Source organism: Pseudomonas sp. AP19, assembly GCF_001728855.1.
GTDB classification, from domain to species: Bacteria; Pseudomonadota; Gammaproteobacteria; order Pseudomonadales; family Pseudomonadaceae; genus Aquipseudomonas; species Aquipseudomonas fluorescens.
Genome location: NZ_LXJP01000007.1, coordinates 54,721 through 73,436 on the forward strand (window position 1 = coordinate 54,721; position 18,716 = coordinate 73,436).

An 18,716-nucleotide genomic window follows, 5' to 3' on the forward strand; every position below is an offset into this window, starting at 1 on the left:
GGGGTATCGCGGGCAAGCTGCTCGCGCATTAGGTCTGCGGTGACATCAGGTCAGTCGTCGAAGCCGACCTGCTCGTGAATCTCATCCACCTTCAATTCCAACCGGTACGCCACGGCAATAAACAACGCCTGGCACAGGCACAAGGTGGCGCTCAACGAACGGAAGGCAAATGACGACCCTTCATTCACCAACAGCACCGCGTTCGCCCGCTTGGCCAGGGGCGAGAGGTTGCTGTCGGTGATGATCAGGGTCTTGGCCTGGTGGTGTTGGGCAATGCGCAGGCAGTGCTGGGTCTCTTTGCCGTAGGGCGTAAAGCTGATGGCAATCACCAGGTCATTGGCGCGCACGCTGCGCATCTGTTCGCGGTAGCTGCCGCCCAGGCCTGAGATCAGGTGAATGCGCTTGTTGGTGTGTTGCAGGTTGTAGACCAGATAATCGGCCACTGCAAAGGAGCGGCGCACACCGACCACGTAGATATTGTCGGCATTGACCACCAGGTCGACGGCTTTCTCAAACGCCACATCATCCAGTTCCAACCCCAGGCGCTCGATGCCGGACAGGGTGGCATTCACACATTCGCGCGCCAGGTCGCCGCCGCTGGCCTTCTGCGATTTGTTCGCGATCATGCTGCGAATGCGCTGCTGGTAGTTCTGCACCGGCGTGGTCTTGTGGGTGTAGGCCTCGCGAAACAGCGCCTGCATCTCACTGAAACCACTGAAGCCGAAACGCTGGGAAAACCGCACGATGGCCGACGGGTGTACTTCACATTCGCGGGCGATGTCGCTGATGCGGTCAACCATGATCCGGTCGCTTTGCTGGCTCATGTAGCTGGCGATGCGTTTGAGCTGGCGCGGCAGGCTTTCGTATTCGTCGGTGATCAGCTGCAACAGGCGCTCGGCATTGATCGGGGGGCTGGCGAGAGGGTCTTGCGAAGGAGTCTCGGGCGTGGCCGGCTGATCGGTGCGGGACATGGGTAATCCTTTTGGCTTGTTCTTCTGATGCGCTGATGGGTGTGCGCAAGTCTACAGGGTAGGCGCAAAAAAATACCCCGGCATCACGGCCCCTGCGCGCCGCTGAAACGCTGCAGGAGGGCTGGCATGCCATTATGCTGGCTTATTGGAAAAAATATTCCACTAAAAATAATTATGGAATAAATATTGATTGAGGCCGCTGAACGTTCTAGTCTGCTTGCACCAAGAGCGTGTGCCGTCACCACGGCGGCACCACGCAGGCTGATAAAAATAACAGGAGCCAGCATGGGCCAGACTCGTTTTGCCAGTGGGCGTCAATTGGATCTGATTTGCCTCGGGCGCCTGGGCGTCGACCTCTACGCACAGCAAGTGGGTGCGCGGCTTGAGGACGTGTCCAGCTTCGCCAAGTACCTCGGCGGGTCGTCCGCCAATATCGCTTTCGGCACTGCGCGGCTGGGGCTCAAGTCGGCGATGCTGAGCCGGGTAGGGGACGACCATATGGGCCGCTTCCTGGTGGAATCCCTGGCCCGTGAGGGCTGCGATGTCAGCGGCATCAAGGTCGACGCGGAGCGCCTGACCGCTTTGGTGCTGCTGGGCCTCAAGGACCGCGAAACGTTCCCCTTGGTGTTCTACCGCGAAAACTGCGCCGACATGGCATTGCGCGCTGAGGACATCAGCGAAGCCTTTATTGCCTCCAGCAAAGCCTTGTTGATCACCGGCACACATTTCTCCACCGACGGCGTGTACAAGGCCAGCATCCAGGCCCTGGACTATGCCGCCAAACACAACGTCAAGCGCGTGTTGGATATCGACTACCGCCCCGTGCTGTGGGGCCTGGCGGGCAAGGCGGATGGTGAAACGCGGTTTGTTGCCGACCAGAATGTCAGCCAGCATGTGCAGCAAATCCTGCCGCGTTTCGACCTGATCGTCGGCACCGAAGAAGAGTTTTTGATTGCCGGCGGCAGTGAAGATTTGCTCACCGCGTTGCGCACCGTACGGGAGCTGACCCCGGCGACCCTGGTGGTCAAGCTCGGCCCGCAAGGTTGCACGGTGATCCACGGCGCGGTCCCCGCGCGGCTGGAGGAGGGCGCGATTTACCCGGGCGTGCGGGTGGAAGTGCTGAATGTGCTTGGGGCCGGCGATGCGTTCATGTCGGGCTTCCTCAGCGGTTGGATAAACGACGCCAGTGATGAACGCTGCAGCCAGTTGGCCAACGCTTGCGGCGGTCTCGTCGTGTCCCGCCACGCTTGCGCACCGGCCATGCCAACGCCTGCCGAACTGGATTACCTGTTCAATAGCCCGGTGCCCATCACCCGCCCAGACCAGGACGTCACCCTGCAGCGCCTGCACCGGGTCACGGTGCCGCGTAAAGCCTGGAAGCAGCTGTTCGTCTTTGCGTTTGACCACCGCTGGCAATTGGTGGACCTGGCGCAAAAAGGCGGCCAGGACCTGACACGTATCAGCGACATCAAGCAGCTGTTTATCCAGGCCATTGAGCGCGTGGAATACAAGCTGCGTGAGCAAGGTGTCGAGGCGGATGTGGGCCTGCTGGCCGATCAGCGCTTCGGGCAGGACGCGCTCAATACCGCCAGTGGTCGCGGCTGGTGGATCGCCCGCCCGGTGGAAGTGCAGAACTCGCGGCCCCTGGCGTTTGAGCACGGTCGTTCGGTAGGCAGCAATCTGATCGCCTGGCCGCAGGAGCAGATCATCAAGTGCCTGGTGCAATTCCACCCCGACGACGAACCGATGCTGCGCCTGGAACAGGAAGCGCAACTCAAGGCGGTGTATGAAGCTTCGCTGGTCAGCGGCCATGAGCTGTTGCTGGAAGTCATCCCGCCTAAAGACCACCCGTCGAGCTATCCGGACGTGCTGTATCGCAGCCTCAAACGCTTGTACAACCTGGGTATTTACCCGGCGTGGTGGAAGATCGAGGCGCAATCGGCGGCTGACTGGAAACAGCTCGACGAACTGATCCAGGAGCGCGACCCGTACTGCCGTGGCGTGGTGCTGCTGGGCCTCAACGCGTCGGCTGAATGCCTCGCCGATGGCTTCCAGCAAGCCAGCCAAAGCACCACGTGCCGTGGGTTTGCGGTGGGCCGCACGATCTTCCAGGAACCCAGCCGCGCGTGGATGGCGGGGGAAATTAACGATGAGACGCTGATTGAGCAGGTGCAGCAAACCTTCGAACAGCTCATCAACGCCTGGCGCAGTGCACGGGGCTAAACACAGCGCTTGAAGTGGCATGCAATCAACCACACCAAGCAAACCTCACCAGGCTTAAGTCAGATAAAAACAATAGGTGCAGCCATGCCCGCAATCCGAATTGGCATTAACCCGATCTCCTGGAGCAACGACGACCTCCCGGCCCTGGGCGGCGAAACGCCCCTGAGCACTGCGCTGAGCGAAGGCAAGGAAATCGGCTACGAAGGTTTTGAACTCAACGGCAAATTCCCCAAGGACGCCAAAGGGGTTGGCGATGTGTTGCGCCCCTATGACCTGGCGCTGGTCTCCGGCTGGTACTCCAGCCGCTTGGCGCGGCGTTCGGTCGCCGAGGAAATCGAGGCCATCGCCGGTCACGTCGAATTGCTGAAACAGAACGGCGCCACTGTGTTGGTCTACGGCGAAGTGGCTGACTCTATCCAGGGCTCGAAAGTGCGCCTGATCGAACGCCCGCGTTTGCACAGCGAACAGGCCTGGCAGGACTATGCCGACAAACTCACCGAATTGGCGCGCTTCACCCTGTCCCAGGGTGTGCGCCTGGCTTACCACCACCATATGGGCGCCTACGTCGAGTCGCCGGAGGACATTGACCAGTTGATGAGCCGAACCGGCCCGGAAGTCGGCCTGCTGTTCGACTCGGGTCACTGCTACATGGGCGGTGGCGAGCCGATCGAGGTGTTGCGCAAACACATCGATCGCGTCTGCCACGTGCATTTCAAGGACGTGCGCAAACCGGTGGTGCAACTGGCGCGCAATCAGATGTGGAGCTTTCCGGACTGCATCGTCAACGGCACCTTCACGGTGCCCGGCGATGGCGATATCGACTTTGCCGAGCTGCTCGATGTATTGCTGGCCGCGCAGTACCAGGGCTGGCTGGTGGTTGAGGCTGAGCAGGACCCGGCCGTGGCGCCCAGCTATATCTATGCGAAGAAGGGCTATGACACGTTGCGCGCGCTTCTCAACCAGAGGACTGAGTGATGAGCTTGTTGGTCAAAAGCAGCAAACGCGGGCAAACCATGGTCGCGTTGGAAGCGGGGCGCCTGGAGTACGTGGGCTTTGCCGCCTACCGCCTGAGCCTCGGTGAAACCTTGCCGGTCAGCGCCGGCGATAAAGAGGTGTGCCTGGTGCTGCTCAGCGGCCGGGTGAATATCGAAGGCGAGGGCTTCAACTGGCAGAGCCTCGGCGATCGTCAGTCGGTGTTTGAAGACAAGTCACCCTTCGCCGCCTACCTGCCACCGGGTACCGAGGCGCAGATTACCGCCTTGAGCGACGTGCAAATTGCGGTGTGCGCCGCGCCCGGTGCGCAGGGCTTTGAACCGCGCCTGATCCGTCCTGAACAGTGCAAGCGCAGCGTACGCGGCAAAGGCGCCAACACCCGTTATGTGTGCGACATCCTGCCCGACAGCGAACCCGCCCATTCGCTGCTGGTGGTGGAAGTGCGCACGCCCTCCGGGCACTCGTCGAGCTACCCGCCACACAAGCACGACACCGATGACCTGCCGCACCAGAGTTTTCTCGAAGAAACCTACTACCACCAGATCAACCCGCCGCAAGGCTTCGTGTTCCAGCGGGTGTACACCGACGACCGCAGTATCGACCAGGCCATGGCCGTGGAAAACAGCGACTTGGTGGTGGTGCCCAAGGGGTATCACCCGGTCAGCGTGCCGTATGGCTACGAGTCGTACTACCTGAACGTGATGGCGGGTCCCAAGCGCGCCTGGCATTTCCATAACGACCCACAGCACAGCTGGCTGCTGGACCTCTAATCGGTTAGGACGGAGAACAATAACAATGCAGTCGTCTCTACGTTTTGCCCTTAACCGTATGGTTGCGCCCGACCTTTCCCTGCCGGATTTCATCCAGTTGGCCGTGGCCCTCAAATGCGATGCCATCGAGATTCGCAACGACCTCAAGGGGCACGCAATCGAGTTCGGCACCCCGGCGAGCCGCGTGCGCGAATTGTGCGCAGAGCAGGGCATTACGGTGCTGTCGATCAACGCGCTGTACCCGTTCGATGTGTGGAACGATGAGCGTCGCGCCCAGGCGATCGCCCTCGCCACCTATGCCCGCGAATGCGGTGCGCAAGGCCTGGTGATGTGCCCGCTGAATGAGCGCGGCGATGCGCGCAGCGAAGCCCAGCGTGCCGCCGGTTTGCGCACGGCGTTGAGCGAGCTGGCGCCGATCCTGCGTGAATACGCGATTCAGGGGTTTATCGAGCCCCTGGGGTTCGAGGAATGTGCCCTGCGACGCAAGCGCGTGGCGGTGGAGGCGATCAAGGCGATGGGTGGGCTGGATGTGTTCCGCCTGGTGCACGACACCTTTCACCATCACTTGGCCCGCGAGCATGAGTTCTTCCCGGAACTGACCGGGCTGGTGCATATCTCCGGCGTCGAGGATGCAGACGCGCCCCTGAATTCGATTCGCGACGGCCACCGCGTGCTGGTCGGCGAGGGCGATATCCTCGGCAATGCCGCGCAGATCGACACCTTGCTCAGTACCGGGTACGGCGGCTATCTGTCGTTCGAGCCGTTTGCTGAAAGCGTGCATGGGCTGGCAGATATTCGGCAGGCGTTGGGCGCGAGCATCGCCCATCTGCAAAACGCCCGGCCCTGACGCTCCCCCCTGAGATCACTGTTGATCGACAGATTTGCATTCATACAAGGTGCGAACATGACCACAACACGATTGACCATGGCCCAGGCCCTGGTGAAGTTTCTGGATAACCAATACGTCGAAGTCGATGGCGTGCAGAGCAAGTTTGTCGCCGGTGTATTCACCATTTTCGGTCACGGCAACGTGCTCGGTCTGGGCCAGGCCCTGGAGCAGGACAGCGGCGACCTGGTGGTGCATCAGGGCCGCAACGAGCAGGGCATGGCCCACGCCGCCATCGGTTTTGCCAAGCAGCACCTGCGCCGCAAGATCTACGCGTGCACCGCATCGGTCGGCCCGGGTGCGGCCAATATGCTCACCGCTGCGGCGACCGCCACGGCCAACCGAATCCCGTTGCTGTTGCTGCCGGGCGATGTGTATGCCAGCCGTCAGCCTGACCCGGTGTTGCAGCAAATCGAGCAATTCCACGACCTGAGCATCAGCACCAACGATGCGTTCCGTTCGGTGAGCAAATACTGGGACCGCATCAACCGTCCCGAACAGTTGATGAGCGCCGCGATCCACGCCATGCGTGTGCTCACCGACCCCGCCGAAACCGGCGCGGTGACCTTGGCGCTGCCTCAGGATGTGCAGGCCGAGGCCTGGGACTACCCGGACTATTTCCTGCAAAAACGCGTGCACCGTATCGAGCGTCGCCCAGCCACCCACGCGATGATCGCTGACGCCCTGGCCGCCTTCCGCGGCAAGCGCAAGCCGCTGATCATCTGCGGCGGTGGGGTGAAGTACGCCGGGGCAAATGCTGCGTTGCAAGCCTTTGCCGAACGCTTTGCGATTCCTTTTGCTGAAACCCAGGCGGGCAAGAGTGCGGTGGTGTCCAGCCACCCGCTGAACGTCGGCGGCATCGGTGAGACCGGCTGCCTGGCGGCTAACCTGCTGGCGCCCGAGGCCGATCTGATTATCGGCATCGGCACGCGTTATACCGACTTCACGACCTCCTCCAAATCGCTGTTCAAGCACCCCGAGGTGACGTTTCTCAACCTCAATATCAGCCCCTGCGATGCCGTGAAGCTTGACGGCGTGCAAGTGCTGGCGGACGCGAAGGTGGGCCTTGAGGCACTGGCCGACGCCTTGGGCGACTACCGCGCCGGTTGGGGCGAGCAGGTCTGCGACGCCAAGGCGCAGCTGGAAGCGGAAGTGGACCGCGTGCATCACGTGGAATACAGCGGTGATGATTTTGTTCCGCAGGTTGATGACCACCTGGATCGCGCGGTGCTGCGCGAATTCATCGAACTGACCGGCTCGTGCCTGACCCAGAGCCGTGTACTGGGTGTGCTCAATGACACCCTGGCCGATGACGCCATCATCGTCGCCGCCGCCGGCAGCCTGCCTGGCGATTTGCAGCGCAGCTGGCGCAGTAAAGGCGTCAACACCTACCACGTCGAATATGGCTATTCATGCATGGGCTACGAGATCAACGCCGCCCTCGGCGTGAAGCTGGCTGAGCCGTCCAAAGAGGTGTACGCGCTGGTCGGCGATGGCTCTTACATGATGCTGCACTCGGAGCTGGCCACCTCGATCCAGGAGCGGCGCAAGATCAACGTGGTGTTGCTGGACAACATGGCGTTCGGCTGCATCAACAACCTGCAGATCGGCAACGGCATGGACAGTTTCGGCACTGAATTTCGCTTCCGCAACCCCGAGAGCGGCAAGCTCGACGGCGGCCTGGTGCCGGTGGATTTCGCCATGAGCGCGGCGGCGTATGGCTGCAAGACTTATAAGGTCAGCACCGTGGAACAGCTTGAGTCGGCGCTGGCCGATGCGCGCACACAAACGGTATCGACGTTGATTGATATCAAGGTACTGCCCAAGACCATGATCCACGGCTACCTGTCGTGGTGGCGGGTGGGTGTGGCCCAGGTGTCCACCAGCGAACGCACGAATGCGGCGGCGAAAAAACTCAATGAACAGCTGGCCAAGGCCCGGCAGTACTAATAACAAGAGGAGTTTGGTATGTCTTTGAAGCTAGGTGTAATCGGTACGGGCGCCATCGGCCGTGACCACATTCGTCGTTGCAGCCAGACCTTGCTTAACAGCCAGGTGGTTGCGGTGACCGACATCAACCTTGAGCAAGCTGCCAAGGTCGTGGCCGATTTGAAGCTGGACGCCGAGGTGTACGCCGACGGCCATGCGCTGATCAATTCGCCGCAAGTCGACGCCATTCTGGTCACCTCCTGGGGCCCGAGCCACGAGGCATTCGTGCTGGCCGCCATCGCCGCCGGCAAGCCGGTGTTCTGCGAAAAGCCCCTGGCCGTGACAGCCGAAGGCTGCCGCAAGATTGTTGATGCGGAAGTCGCCTACGGCAAGCGCCTGGTGCAAGTGGGCTTTATGCGCCCGTATGACGAAGGCTATCGCGCCCTCAAGGCTGTGATCGACAGCGGCCAGATCGGCGAGCCGTTGATGCTGCATTGCGCACACCGCAACCCGACGGTGGGCGAGAACTACAAGACCGACATGGCCATCACCGACACGTTGATCCACGAGCTGGATGTGTTGCGCTGGTTGCTCAACGACGACTACGTGTCGGTGCAGGTGGTGTTCCCGCGCAAGACCAGCAAGGCCCTGGCCCACCTGCGCGACCCGCAGATTGTTCTGCTGGAAACCGCCAAGGGCACGCGCATTGACGTGGAAGTGTTTGTGAACTGCCAGTACGGCTACGACATCCAGTGCGAAGTGGTGGGGGAGACCGGTATCGCCAAGCTGCCGGAACCGTCCCAGGTGCAGTTGCGCAGTGGCGCGAAGCTGTCGAATGCGATCCTGATGGATTGGAAAGACCGCTTTATCGGCGCCTACGACGTCGAGTTGCAGGCCTTCATCGACAGCGTGCGCGCCGGGCACGTCGGCGGGCCGTCGGCGTGGGATGGGTTTGCGGCGGCAGTGGCGGCGGACGCGTGTATCGAAGCGCAGAGCAGCGAGCAGATCATCAAGGTCAGCTTGCCACCGCGCCCACCTTTCTACGGCTGAGCCCCACTCCACTGAACGCACTCGGTCGGTGTGGGAGCTGGCTTGCCGGCGATGACGGCGGCACATTCAATATTGATGCCGCCTGATACACCGCTGTCGCAGGCAAGCCAGCTGCCACATTCAGATCGGGTTTCCACTTCATGAAGGAGCGCATATATGCGAATCGGACTTGTCGGCTACGGCCACGGCGGCCGGTATTTTCACGCACCGTTGATCGCAACCCTGCCCGGCGTAATCTTTGTGGGCGTAGTGACACGTTCCCCTGAGCGTCGCCTACAGTTGGCGAGCGACCATCCAGGCCTCAAGGCCTTCGACTCCATTGGCCAGATCGTTGAGGCCGGTGTCGATGCGCTGGTGATATCCACCACGCTGAAAGGTCGCCCGGCCCTGGTGCTGGAGGCCATCGAACACGGGGTTGCGGTGGTCAGCGACAAGCCCTTCGCCGCCAATGCCGAACAGGCTCAGGCCCTGATCACGGCCGCCGAACGCCAGGGCGTGTTGCTCAGCGTCTACCAGAACCGGCGGTGGGATTCGGATTTCCTGACCCTGCGCAAATTGATCGACGCCGGCGCCCTGGGCGCCGTTACGCGCTTTGAGTCGCGCGTCGAACGCTACAGCCCGGACGCGGTGGGCAATGCCAGCGGCGGCGGTTGGTTGCGCGACCTGGGCAGCCATCTGGTGGACCAGGCGCTGCAATTGTTCGGCCCGGTGGACCGGGTGTTCGCGCAACTGCAATTCAGCCCGCAACATCCGAGCCTCGATCACGGCTTTTTCGTTTCCCTGACGCACGCCAATGGGGTGATTTCTCACCTGTGGGGCAGTGCGCTGCAAAACAGCCAGGCCCCGCGGTTTCGCGTCAGTGGCACCTTGGGGTGTTACACCGTGGAGGGGCTGGACGGTCAGGAAGCCGCTCTGATGGCGGGCAAGTCGCCGAAAACCGAAGGCGAGCACTGGGGGGCTGAAGAGCATCGGCGTTGGGGCTGGTTTGAACAGGGTGAGGAGCGTGAACGGGTGCCGTCGGAGAAAGGCTGCTGGACGCAGTTCTATCGCCAGCTGCAAAGTGCTGTGCAAGGCCTGGGACCGCTGCCGGTCGATGCCAATGATGCATTGGAAACCACCCGTATATTGGACGCCGCGCGCCTTAGCAACGAGCGCCAGCAGGTGGTTTCAACAAAAATAGAATAAAATTCTAAAACAGGTTGATATGGAAATTATTTTCCAATAAAGTCTTTTCCAGGTTGCATAAAGTACGTCTCGGACTCGATTCGAGCGACTCTACAAAAACAAGATCAAAAACAACCAGGTACCGTCAGATGAAAATCTTCAACGCTGTACTGCGAGTTTTACGCCCTGCTCAAGCGCCCCGCGGTCTGCCCCGCGCGCGGCCATTTTATTTCTCCTTCCTTAATGTGCTGTGCGTCGAAAACAACGGCGCGCTGGTGTGCTGCATTCCGGGCGCACCGGTGGTTCAACTGCCGTCTTCGCCAGCCACGCGCTGATAAACGCAACGTCCACAAAACCAACAAGAAATTGGAGACAGACCGTTCATGAAGACCCCGATCCGATTCACCGCACTGGCCTTGTCCATGCTGCTTGCCAGCGGTTTTGCCGCGGCCGCCGATATCAAGGTGGGCGTGACCATGTCCGCTTTCGATGACACGTTCCTGACCTACCTGCGCGAAGACATGGACAAGCAAGCCAAGTCGTATCCCAAAGGTGACGGTGTACAGCTGCAGTTCGAAGACGCTCGGGCCGATGTGGTCAAGCAACTGAGCCAGGTCGAGAACTTTATCAGCCAGAAAGTCGACGCGATTATCGTCAACCCGGTCGATACCGCCTCGACCAAGAACATTATCAGTGCCGCCACCAAGGCGGGCATTCCGCTGGTCTTCGTCAACCGTCGCCCTGACCAAAAAGACTTGCCCAAGGATGTCGTTGCGGTGACGTCCGATGACGTCGAGGCCGGTCGCCTGCAAATGCAGTACATCGCCGAAAAGCTCGGCGGCAAGGGCAAGATCGTCATCCTGCTGGGTGACCTGGCGAACAACTCCACCACCAACCGTACCAAAGGCGTGAAGGAAGTCCTCGCCAAATACCCCGGCATTACCATCGAGCAAGAGCAGACCGGCATCTGGCTGCGGGACAAGGGCATGACCCTGGTCAACGACTGGCTGACCCAGGGTCGCGAATTCAATGCGGTTCTGGCCAACAACGACGAGATGGCCATTGGCGCGTCCATGGCCCTCAAGTCGGCGGGTACCAAGCCTGGCAGCGTGTTGATTGCCGGGGTGGATGGCACGCCGGACGGTTTGAACGCCATTACCAAGGGTGACATGGCCGCGTCGGCCTTCCAGGACGCCAAGGGCCAGGCGGTCGGTTCGGTGGAAGCGGCGCGCAAGATGGCCAAGAAGGAGCCGGTCGAGCAGAACGTAATCATCCCGTTCAAGCTGATCACGCCGGATAACGTCAAAGACTTCAAGTAGCCCTTCATAACAATTATAAGCAAGCAGGGCGGCCACGGTCGCTCTGCTGATGGAGTACCCGATATGCTTGCTCAAGCCACCGCCTCGCAGCCTCCCGGCATCCAGCCCGTGCTGCAGGAAGAACCCTACCTGCTGGAAATCGTCAACATCAGCAAAGGCTTTCCCGGTGTCGTGGCCCTGGCCGATGTGCAATTGCGGGTACGCCCCGGTTCCGTGCTGGCGCTGATGGGCGAGAACGGTGCGGGCAAATCGACGCTGATGAAAATCATCGCCGGTATCTACCAGCCCGACGCAGGGGAAATTCGTCTGCGTGGCAAGCCGATTGTGTTCGAAACGCCGCTGGCGGCGCAGAAGGCCGGGATCGCGATGATCCACCAGGAACTCAACCTGATGCCGCACATGAGCATCGCCGAAAATATCTGGATCGGTCGCGAGCAGCTCAACAGCCTGCACATGGTCAACCACCGTGAAATGCACCGTTGCACTGCCGAATTGCTGGCACGCTTGCGTATCAACCTGGACCCCGAAGAGCACGTCGGTAACCTCAGCATCGCCGAGCGGCAGATGGTCGAAATCGCCAAGGCGGTGTCCTACGACTCCGACATTCTGATCATGGATGAACCGACGTCAGCCATTACCGAGAAGGAAGTGGCCCACCTGTTTTCGATCATTGCCGACCTCAAGTCCCAAGGCAAAGGCATCGTCTATATCACGCATAAAATGAACGAAGTGTTCGCCATTGCCGATGAAGTCGCGGTGTTTCGCGACGGCCATTACATCGGCTTGCAGCGCGCCGACAGCATGAACAGCGACAGCCTGATCTCGATGATGGTCGGCCGTGAACTGAGCCAACTGTTCCCGGTGCGCGAGACGCCCATTGGCGAATTGCTGCTGTCGGTGCGCGACCTGCGCCTGGACGGTGTGTTCAAGGACGTGTCATTCGATCTGCATGCCGGTGAAATCCTCGGCATCGCCGGGTTGATGGGCTCGGGCCGCACCAATGTGGCGGAAACGATCTTCGGCATCACCCCAAGTTCTGGCGGGCAGATCACCCTCGATGGCAAGCCGGTGCGCATCAGCGACCCGCACATGGCCATCGAGAAGGGGTTTGCGTTGTTGACCGAAGACCGCAAGCTCAGCGGCCTGTTCCCGTGCCTGTCGGTCCTGGAAAACATGGAGATGGCCGTGTTGCCGCTTTACTCGGGCAACGGCTTTATCCAGCAGAAGGCGTTGCGCGCCTTGTGCGAAGACATGTGCAAGAAGCTGCGGGTGAAAACCCCATCCCTTGAGCAGTGCATTGACACGTTGTCCGGCGGCAACCAGCAAAAAGCCCTGCTGGCGCGTTGGCTGATGACCAACCCACGGTTGTTGATTCTCGATGAGCCGACCCGAGGCATCGATGTGGGCGCCAAGGCCGAGATCTATCGCTTGATTTCCTTCCTCGCCAGCGAAGGCATGGCGGTGATCATGATTTCCTCCGAGCTGCCGGAAGTGCTGGGCATGAGCGACCGGGTGATGGTGATGCACGAAGGCGAACTGATGGGCACCCTCGACCGCGCGGATGCAACCCAGGAAAAAGTCATGCAGTTGGCTTCCGGTATGACCGTAGTCCACTGACGAACAGCACAGAATAAGAAGGTGATTGGCTATGAACGCAATAACAGACAACAAGCCTGCCACGGCACCGGTCAAGCACCGTCGGCGTTTACCCACCGAGCTGAGCATCTTCCTGGTGCTGATCGGCATCGGCCTGGTGTTTGAACTGTTCGGCTGGATCGTGCGTGACCAGAGCTTCCTGATGAACTCCCAGCGCCTGGTGCTGATGATCCTGCAAGTGTCGATCATCGGGCTGCTGGCGATTGGTGTGACCCAAGTGATCATCACCACCGGTATCGACCTGTCCTCCGGCTCGGTGTTGGCGTTATCGGCGATGATCGCCGCCAGCTTGGCGCAAACCTCGGACTTTTCCCGCGCGGTGTTCCCCAGCCTGACCGACTTGCCGGTGTGGATTCCGGTGGCGATGGGCCTGGGGGTAGGGCTGCTGGCGGGGGCGATCAACGGCAGTATCATCGCCGTAACCGGGATCCCGCCGTTTATTGCCACCCTGGGCATGATGGTCTCGGCGCGGGGCCTGGCGCGTTACTACACCGAAGGCCAACCGGTGAGCATGCTTTCGGATTCCTACACGGCGATTGGTCATGGTGCGATGCCGGTGATCATCTTCCTGGTGGTGGCGGTGATCTTCCATATCGCCCTGCGCTACACCAAGTACGGCAAGTACACCTACGCCATCGGCGGCAACATGCAGGCGGCGCGCACCTCGGGGATCAACGTCAAGCGCCATCTGATCATCGTCTACAGCATTGCCGGGCTGTTGGCGGGCCTGGCCGGGGTTGTCGCGTCGGCGCGTGCCGCTACCGGCCAGGCCGGCATGGGCATGTCCTATGAACTGGACGCGATCGCCGCAGCGGTCATCGGCGGCACCAGCCTGGCAGGCGGGGTAGGGCGCATCACCGGCACCGTGATCGGCGCGTTGATCCTCGGGGTGATGGCCAGCGGGTTTACCTTTGTCGGGGTGGATGCGTACATCCAGGACATCATCAAGGGCCTGATCATCGTGGTGGCGGTGGTAATCGACCAGTATCGCAACAAGCGCAAGCTTAAGCGCTAACGCAGATTTACAACTGGCAAAGCAGCAACGTGTGGGAGCGGGCTTGCTCGCGAAAGCGCTGTATCAGTGCCCGATGCGCGGCCTGACACTCAGTATTCGCGAGCAGGCCCGCTCCCACAGTTGGATCTGCGCCGATGAGTTCTAACCGTTTGTCTTCTATATAGCTCCACAAGACTGAATTTCTTGCTATAAACGCACTCCGATGACCATTCGCCAAGCCCGTCCTGGTGCCTTTGGGGGTTAATTGGGAAAAAATGCCTGTCTTTTCAGTTGCTGAGCCCTCAAGTCGGCCTTAGACTGCCGCCCCTCGTAAATTGAGTGCCGGGTGGCGCTTGAAATGGATGGCGCCTTTCCGAGACCTGCACAGGCCTTCCGGGAAGCTCCCTTATTCGCCTTAATGCACGTATTTTTTATAGAGAAATCAATGACAAAGGAAAAGTTGCTGGCCATGCCGGCGGATGACTACATGAATGCCGAACAGCACGCTTTTTTCGAGCAGTTGCTGCAAGACATGAAGGTGGAACACCACGAGCGCATTGAGCAGAACCGCATCGCCATCGAAAGCCTGGACACCCCGGCTGACCCGGCTGACGCTGCTTCCGTGGAAGAAGAGCGCACCTGGCTGGTGAATGCCATCGACCGCGACCAGCGTATGCTGCCGCAGCTTGAGCGCGCGCTGGAACGCATCAAGGAAGACTCTTTTGGCTGGTGCGACGACAGCGGCGAGCCTATCGGCCTCAAGCGCCTGCTGATCAGCCCGACCACTAAATACTGCATCGAAGCGCAAGAGCGCCACGAGCAGATCGACAAGCACCAGCGTCAAGCCTGATACGCTGAAGGCTGCTGTGCTGAACGTGGACACCGTGCATGCGGTGTCCAGAAATACCGTCGACACCCCTGTCTATTGATCTACTGCAGGAACTCCACTAAAGGCCCATGGATAATGGCCCAATACTGGCGTCTAATGCGTGAACAATAATGACAAGCAGCGGGGTAACGACGATGGCTGGAGACGGATCTCTGATAGGCGCAGCAGTGCCACCGCACACGGTGGCGCGCGTGCTGCCCGGTTGGCCGACGCAGCTTGTGCAGAGCGCCGCCCTGGTCCTGGTATTGCTGGGCCTGGCATTTGCCGGTTTGCCGCTGTACCTCTGCGTGCCACTGGCCTTGTTGGTCATCTGGCTGCCTGCGCTTAAACCCCGTGCGCCCCGCGTGGAGCCATCCCAGGCCGCCGACACGGTGGGCGAACTGACCCGCGATCTTTCCTATACCACCAGCCATAACGCGCTTTCCGCGGCCGGCGTGGCCTATTCGGTCAAGCAACTGGCGGCGCGGGTGCAGTCGCAGCTGAGCGCCGCCAAGCAGATTGTCAGCAATGCCGAAGTGATGATCGGCACCGAACAGGTCACTTCCCAGCTCAGCCGCCAAGCCCTCAGCGCGGCCAGCCAGGCGCATCAGTGCAGCACGCAAGGGCGTGAAGTGCTGGCGCAGTCGATCACCCGCATGCGCCAGCTCAGCCAGCGCGCGAATGCCAGCCGTGAACTGATCGAAGCCTTGAGCCAGCGCAGTGAGGAAATCCAGCGCGTGACCCTGGTGATCCAATCCATCGCCAGCCAGACCAACTTGCTCGCATTGAATGCGGCGATTGAAGCGGCACGTGCGGGTGAGCACGGCCGCGGCTTTGCCGTGGTCGCCGATGAAGTGCGTGGCCTCGCCGGACGCACCGCCACGGCCACCGACGAGGTCGGGGTGATGGTTGCGGATATCCAACAACGCACGACTCAAGTGGTTGAGCAGATTCGCCAACTGTCGGCGGACCTGCACATCGGCGTCGAGCAGGTGGAGCACGCCGGCGAGCAATTGGAAAACATCGCCAGCCTGGCGGCGGATGTGGAAGGGCAAGTCCATGAAATTGCGCAGGGCACCGACACCAACCGTACGCAACTCGACAGCCTGTTCCACGCCGTGGAGCAGATGCGCAGCGACTTGACGGTGAGCGACGAGCAAACCCGGCAGCTGGCTGATGTCGCCGTGCAAATGGAAGGGCAGGCGGAAACCATCAGCGAACGCCTGGCTGAGGTCGGCCTGGATGACTATCACCAGCGCATCTACGACCTGGCCCGTGAAGGGGCCACGCACATTGCCGAACAGTTCGAGGCTGATCTGCTGCAAAACCGTATCAGCCTGGAGGACTTGTTTGACCGCAGCTACACGCCGATCCCGAATACCCGCCCAAGCAAATACCACACGCGTTTTGATGGTTACACCGACCAAGTCTTACCGGCGATCCAGGAGGCGTTGCTGCCGCGCCATGAAGGGCTGGTGTTCGCCATTGCCTGCACACCTCAGGGCTATGTGCCAACGCACAATAAGGCGTTCTCTCTCCCCCTCACCGGTGATGATCAGGTCGATGCGCTGCAGAACCGCACCAAACGCAAATTCGACGACCGCACTGGCATTCGTTGCGGCAGCCATCAACAAGCGGTGTTGTTACAGACCTATACCCGTGATACCGGCGAATTGATGCACGACTTGTCAGTGCCGATTATGGTCAGGGGCAGGCATTGGGGTGGTTTGCGCCTGGGCTATAAACCGGAGGGTGCTAAAGCCGAGCGTTAGGATTGTTGCTGTTTATGCAATGGAGCTATTCCGCAGATAGCTTTTTCCAACTGGAATAAAACCGTAGCATGGCCAACATTGTTAGGCAGCTAACTAATGTGGCGGAGAGGCTCCATGCAAAACAAGGTTGATGTCGCCGTGATGATCGGCAGTGGCGTACCACAAGCCCTGCGTGCGCTGGGTCAGAAAGCCTGTTGGGTGGTGTTGCTCAATGGCGAGCAACGCGGCACCGCGTTCGCCAGTCGTGATGAAGCCGAGGAGTGCAGGGCTGCCTGGGAGGCGCTGATGCGCCTGGAACAGTCAGACAGCCTGCATTGACGGAGCTTAGTGCGGTTGATGCAGACGCTGGTTCAGTTCATCCACCGGGATGGCCCATTCGGCGTCTTCGCGCAATTCTTCCTTGAGAAACGCCGCCTGTTGCGGCGTCCAGAAAGGGGCATCGATCAGCTTGACGTCTTCATCCAGCGTGTGTGCGCCGATGAATGCGTCGATGGCTTCGGGGCTTGAATCCAGGCCGAGTTGTTCAAACAGGGTTTCAAGGGTTGGGATTGGCGCGTCCATGATCATTCTCCATGCAGGGTGATGGTCGTTGTGCATGTGAGGCTCTGGGCGCGGCAGAGTTCAGGAATTAAGTGCCCCCGAGTCCACGGCGGTTTTCAGCGCCCTGGCGGCATCCTTTGCCGCGATGGCGGCGGCGTCGACAGTCTTGAACCAACGATCTTTTTCTACCTGATGCGTGGTGACCGTGGTCAGCGGTGGTTTGGCCCGCATGATGATCACCGCTTGAAACTCACCGTCTACTTCCCTCGCATCGCCATGGATGAAAAATTCGCCAATATCAAATTCCGTCACGTATAGCCTTCCCTTCTAGGTAACTGCACTGATGAAACCTGACCCGCTGGGGGCAAACTTCAATGGACGGGGCAGTATGGCAGTTGTTGACGGGCGACGGCGCAGTAAAGTCATCCAGACGACGAAACGAACCCGCCGTAAGTGGCGTGCAGGCTGGCTTCGAGTTGTTTGGCCAATTCGCAGGCCTGAGCGTGCGTGCTGCGAAAACCTCTGATCCTGCCGCTGGTCACTTCCAGAATATGAAAGAAACTGCGCCCGGCCGGTACAACTTGGTAAAGAACGGCATTGGGGTACCCGTTGGGGTAATCTAGGCAGTAGTATTGGCGCTCGTCGTGACGTGATGAACGAGTGCGGGACGGCGTAGCGTCGTGTGGGCGTGATTGCATGGCCAGCTCCTGTCGATCAATCTTGTTGACTCACCAGCAGCGTTTCGGGTGGTTTTAACCCGTGTTGCTGTTTTAGTATTGTCGTCGGCAGCCGATGCTTGGTTCCAAACCAGGTATTTTGTTATGTGTAGGTTGTCGGAAATTGCGTTTTTAACTGGGTTATTCTCTGAAGCTGATCGGCCCGTGTTCTCGGGCCGTTGAATCTGTGATTGTCTGTTGCGCCAGATGACCTTGCATAAGGTCCATCGCGCACGCCTGTACTAGTCTCATGACGTAGCAGCGGGTTCTCTTCAGTATTTTAACGAATGTGTGATCGTGGCTACGCGCACTTTTTTGTGGCGGCGGATCGTTTTTTTGTGCTGCCCGCTTTGGCGGTCGGCGTTCTTTTTGATGTGGGGGCGTTTCCTTGGCAGTCAGTAATCTGGATATGCACGCGTTATTCGTGCTGGGTGATTTGCGCGCAAAGTTGGTCAAGCAGTTTCAATCCCGTTTCGTTTACATCACTGAACAGACACCGGAAGGCATCTACATCGCCGAGATCGATACCGAAACGGCGTTGGTCGTGGATGACAAGCCGCGCCTGGAGCTCAAGGTGGGTGACCATTTCCGCGCGGCCGTGCTGCCGAGTCGTGAAGGTGGCAAGTTCGAGTTGAAGTTCCGCGACATCAAGTTGACGGTGTATGGCCTGGGCGATTACGCCTTCGTGTCTTCCACTGAAGGGCAGGGCATCGTATTCAAGGAAGGCCACAGCGTGATGCTGGTGTTTGCCGCCAATGAGCAACTGCAGGAAGGCCTGACCAAAACCCTCAAGGCCGTGACCGGTAAGGCCGCCAAGTGGCGCAAGGGCGAACTGGTGACCTTCAAGGCCAGCGAATAGTCGCCA

General features: G+C 60.1%; 20 protein-coding genes. 15 read left to right on the forward strand and 5 right to left on the reverse strand.

Features of this window, described 5'->3' with window-relative positions:
* Positions 1 to 50: 50 nt before the first annotated feature.
* Positions 51 to 971 (reverse strand): MurR/RpiR family transcriptional regulator, encoded by a 921-nt coding sequence (locus tag A7D21_RS07830; RefSeq protein WP_053256468.1) that lies wholly within the window; start codon positions 969 to 971, stop codon positions 51 to 53.
* A gap of 83 nt (positions 972 to 1,054) precedes the next feature.
* The gene (locus A7D21_RS35190) at positions 1,055 to 1,258 is read right to left on the reverse strand and encodes a hypothetical protein (protein WP_141125166.1); all 204 of its coding nucleotides are present in this window, start codon (positions 1,256 to 1,258) and stop codon (positions 1,055 to 1,057) included.
* Here A7D21_RS35190 and iolC point away from each other — a divergent pair.
* The 14 genes from iolC (at position 1,257) to A7D21_RS07895 (ending at position 16,913) form a co-directional block, all read left to right on the forward strand.
* Positions 1,257 to 3,194, forward strand: a complete 1,938-nt coding sequence (iolC, locus tag A7D21_RS07835; RefSeq protein ID WP_069551407.1) for a 5-dehydro-2-deoxygluconokinase — start codon at positions 1,257 to 1,259, stop codon at positions 3,192 to 3,194. The two genes, A7D21_RS35190 and iolC, sit on opposite strands and share 2 nt — an antisense overlap.
* An 84-nt stretch (positions 3,195 to 3,278) precedes the next feature.
* Positions 3,279 to 4,169: a myo-inosose-2 dehydratase gene (gene iolE / locus A7D21_RS07840; protein ID WP_053256466.1), complete on the forward strand. Its 891-nt coding sequence runs from the start codon at positions 3,279 to 3,281 to the stop codon at positions 4,167 to 4,169.
* Positions 4,169 to 4,957, forward strand: coding sequence for a 5-deoxy-glucuronate isomerase (iolB, locus tag A7D21_RS07845; RefSeq protein ID WP_069551408.1), 789 nt, complete (start codon positions 4,169 to 4,171; stop codon positions 4,955 to 4,957). Before iolE ends, iolB begins: the two co-directional genes overlap by 1 nt.
* Positions 4,958 to 4,982: 25 nt before the next feature.
* A complete protein-coding gene (locus A7D21_RS07850; RefSeq protein ID WP_069551409.1) occupies positions 4,983 to 5,804 on the forward strand; it encodes a TIM barrel protein in 822 nt (273 codons plus the stop codon).
* Positions 5,805 to 5,861: 57 nt separating this feature from the next.
* Positions 5,862 to 7,793 (forward strand): 3D-(3,5/4)-trihydroxycyclohexane-1,2-dione acylhydrolase (decyclizing), encoded by a 1,932-nt coding sequence (gene iolD / locus A7D21_RS07855; protein ID WP_069551410.1) that lies wholly within the window; start codon positions 5,862 to 5,864, stop codon positions 7,791 to 7,793.
* Between the two features lie 18 nt (positions 7,794 to 7,811).
* On the forward strand, positions 7,812 to 8,822 hold the full coding sequence (locus tag A7D21_RS07860) for a Gfo/Idh/MocA family protein (RefSeq protein WP_053256462.1): 1,011 nt from the start codon (positions 7,812 to 7,814) through the stop codon (positions 8,820 to 8,822).
* Between the two features lie 156 nt (positions 8,823 to 8,978).
* On the forward strand, positions 8,979 to 10,007 hold the full coding sequence (locus tag A7D21_RS07865) for a Gfo/Idh/MocA family oxidoreductase (RefSeq protein ID WP_053256461.1): 1,029 nt from the start codon (positions 8,979 to 8,981) through the stop codon (positions 10,005 to 10,007).
* 128 nt (positions 10,008 to 10,135) lie between these two features.
* A complete protein-coding gene (locus A7D21_RS36170) occupies positions 10,136 to 10,321 on the forward strand; it encodes a hypothetical protein (protein WP_073638504.1) in 186 nt (61 codons plus the stop codon).
* A gap of 48 nt (positions 10,322 to 10,369) precedes the next feature.
* Entirely contained in the window at positions 10,370 to 11,305 is a 936-nt protein-coding gene (locus A7D21_RS07870; protein WP_053256460.1) for a sugar ABC transporter substrate-binding protein, read from the forward strand.
* A 63-nt stretch (positions 11,306 to 11,368) separates the two neighbouring features.
* Positions 11,369 to 12,922, forward strand: a complete 1,554-nt coding sequence (locus tag A7D21_RS07875) for a sugar ABC transporter ATP-binding protein (protein ID WP_053256459.1) — start codon at positions 11,369 to 11,371, stop codon at positions 12,920 to 12,922.
* 31 nt (positions 12,923 to 12,953) lie between these two features.
* Positions 12,954 to 13,976, forward strand: coding sequence for an ABC transporter permease (locus A7D21_RS07880; protein WP_024076018.1), 1,023 nt, complete (start codon positions 12,954 to 12,956; stop codon positions 13,974 to 13,976).
* Between the two features lie 424 nt (positions 13,977 to 14,400).
* Positions 14,401 to 14,805: a TraR/DksA C4-type zinc finger protein gene (locus A7D21_RS07885; RefSeq protein WP_010564800.1), complete on the forward strand. Its 405-nt coding sequence runs from the start codon at positions 14,401 to 14,403 to the stop codon at positions 14,803 to 14,805.
* A gap of 557 nt (positions 14,806 to 15,362) precedes the next feature.
* A complete protein-coding gene (locus A7D21_RS07890) occupies positions 15,363 to 16,595 on the forward strand; it encodes a methyl-accepting chemotaxis protein (protein ID WP_371859181.1) in 1,233 nt (410 codons plus the stop codon).
* A gap of 114 nt (positions 16,596 to 16,709) precedes the next feature.
* Positions 16,710 to 16,913 carry a hypothetical protein gene (locus tag A7D21_RS07895; RefSeq protein WP_053256457.1) on the forward strand — a complete coding sequence of 68 codons (204 nt, stop codon included), beginning with the start codon at positions 16,710 to 16,712 and terminating at the stop codon, positions 16,911 to 16,913.
* A 6-nt stretch (positions 16,914 to 16,919) separates the two neighbouring features.
* Here the strand turns inward: A7D21_RS07895 and A7D21_RS07900 are convergent, their stop codons facing one another.
* The 3 genes from A7D21_RS07900 to A7D21_RS34245 form a co-directional block, all read right to left on the reverse strand.
* The gene (locus A7D21_RS07900) at positions 16,920 to 17,156 is read right to left on the reverse strand and encodes a DUF2789 domain-containing protein (protein WP_053256456.1); all 237 of its coding nucleotides are present in this window, start codon (positions 17,154 to 17,156) and stop codon (positions 16,920 to 16,922) included.
* Positions 17,157 to 17,216: 60 nt separating this feature from the next.
* A complete protein-coding gene (locus A7D21_RS07905) occupies positions 17,217 to 17,447 on the reverse strand; it encodes a hypothetical protein (protein WP_053256455.1) in 231 nt (76 codons plus the stop codon).
* 110 nt (positions 17,448 to 17,557) lie between these two features.
* Complete coding sequence (locus A7D21_RS34245; RefSeq protein ID WP_078828100.1) at positions 17,558 to 17,833, reverse strand: hypothetical protein; 276 nt, start codon at positions 17,831 to 17,833, stop codon at positions 17,558 to 17,560.
* A 427-nt stretch (positions 17,834 to 18,260) separates the two neighbouring features.
* Here A7D21_RS34245 and A7D21_RS07915 point away from each other — a divergent pair, with 427 nt between their 5' ends.
* Positions 18,261 to 18,710: a hypothetical protein gene (locus tag A7D21_RS07915; protein WP_053256453.1), complete on the forward strand. Its 450-nt coding sequence runs from the start codon at positions 18,261 to 18,263 to the stop codon at positions 18,708 to 18,710.
* The last annotated feature ends 6 nt before the right edge of the window (positions 18,711 to 18,716 follow it).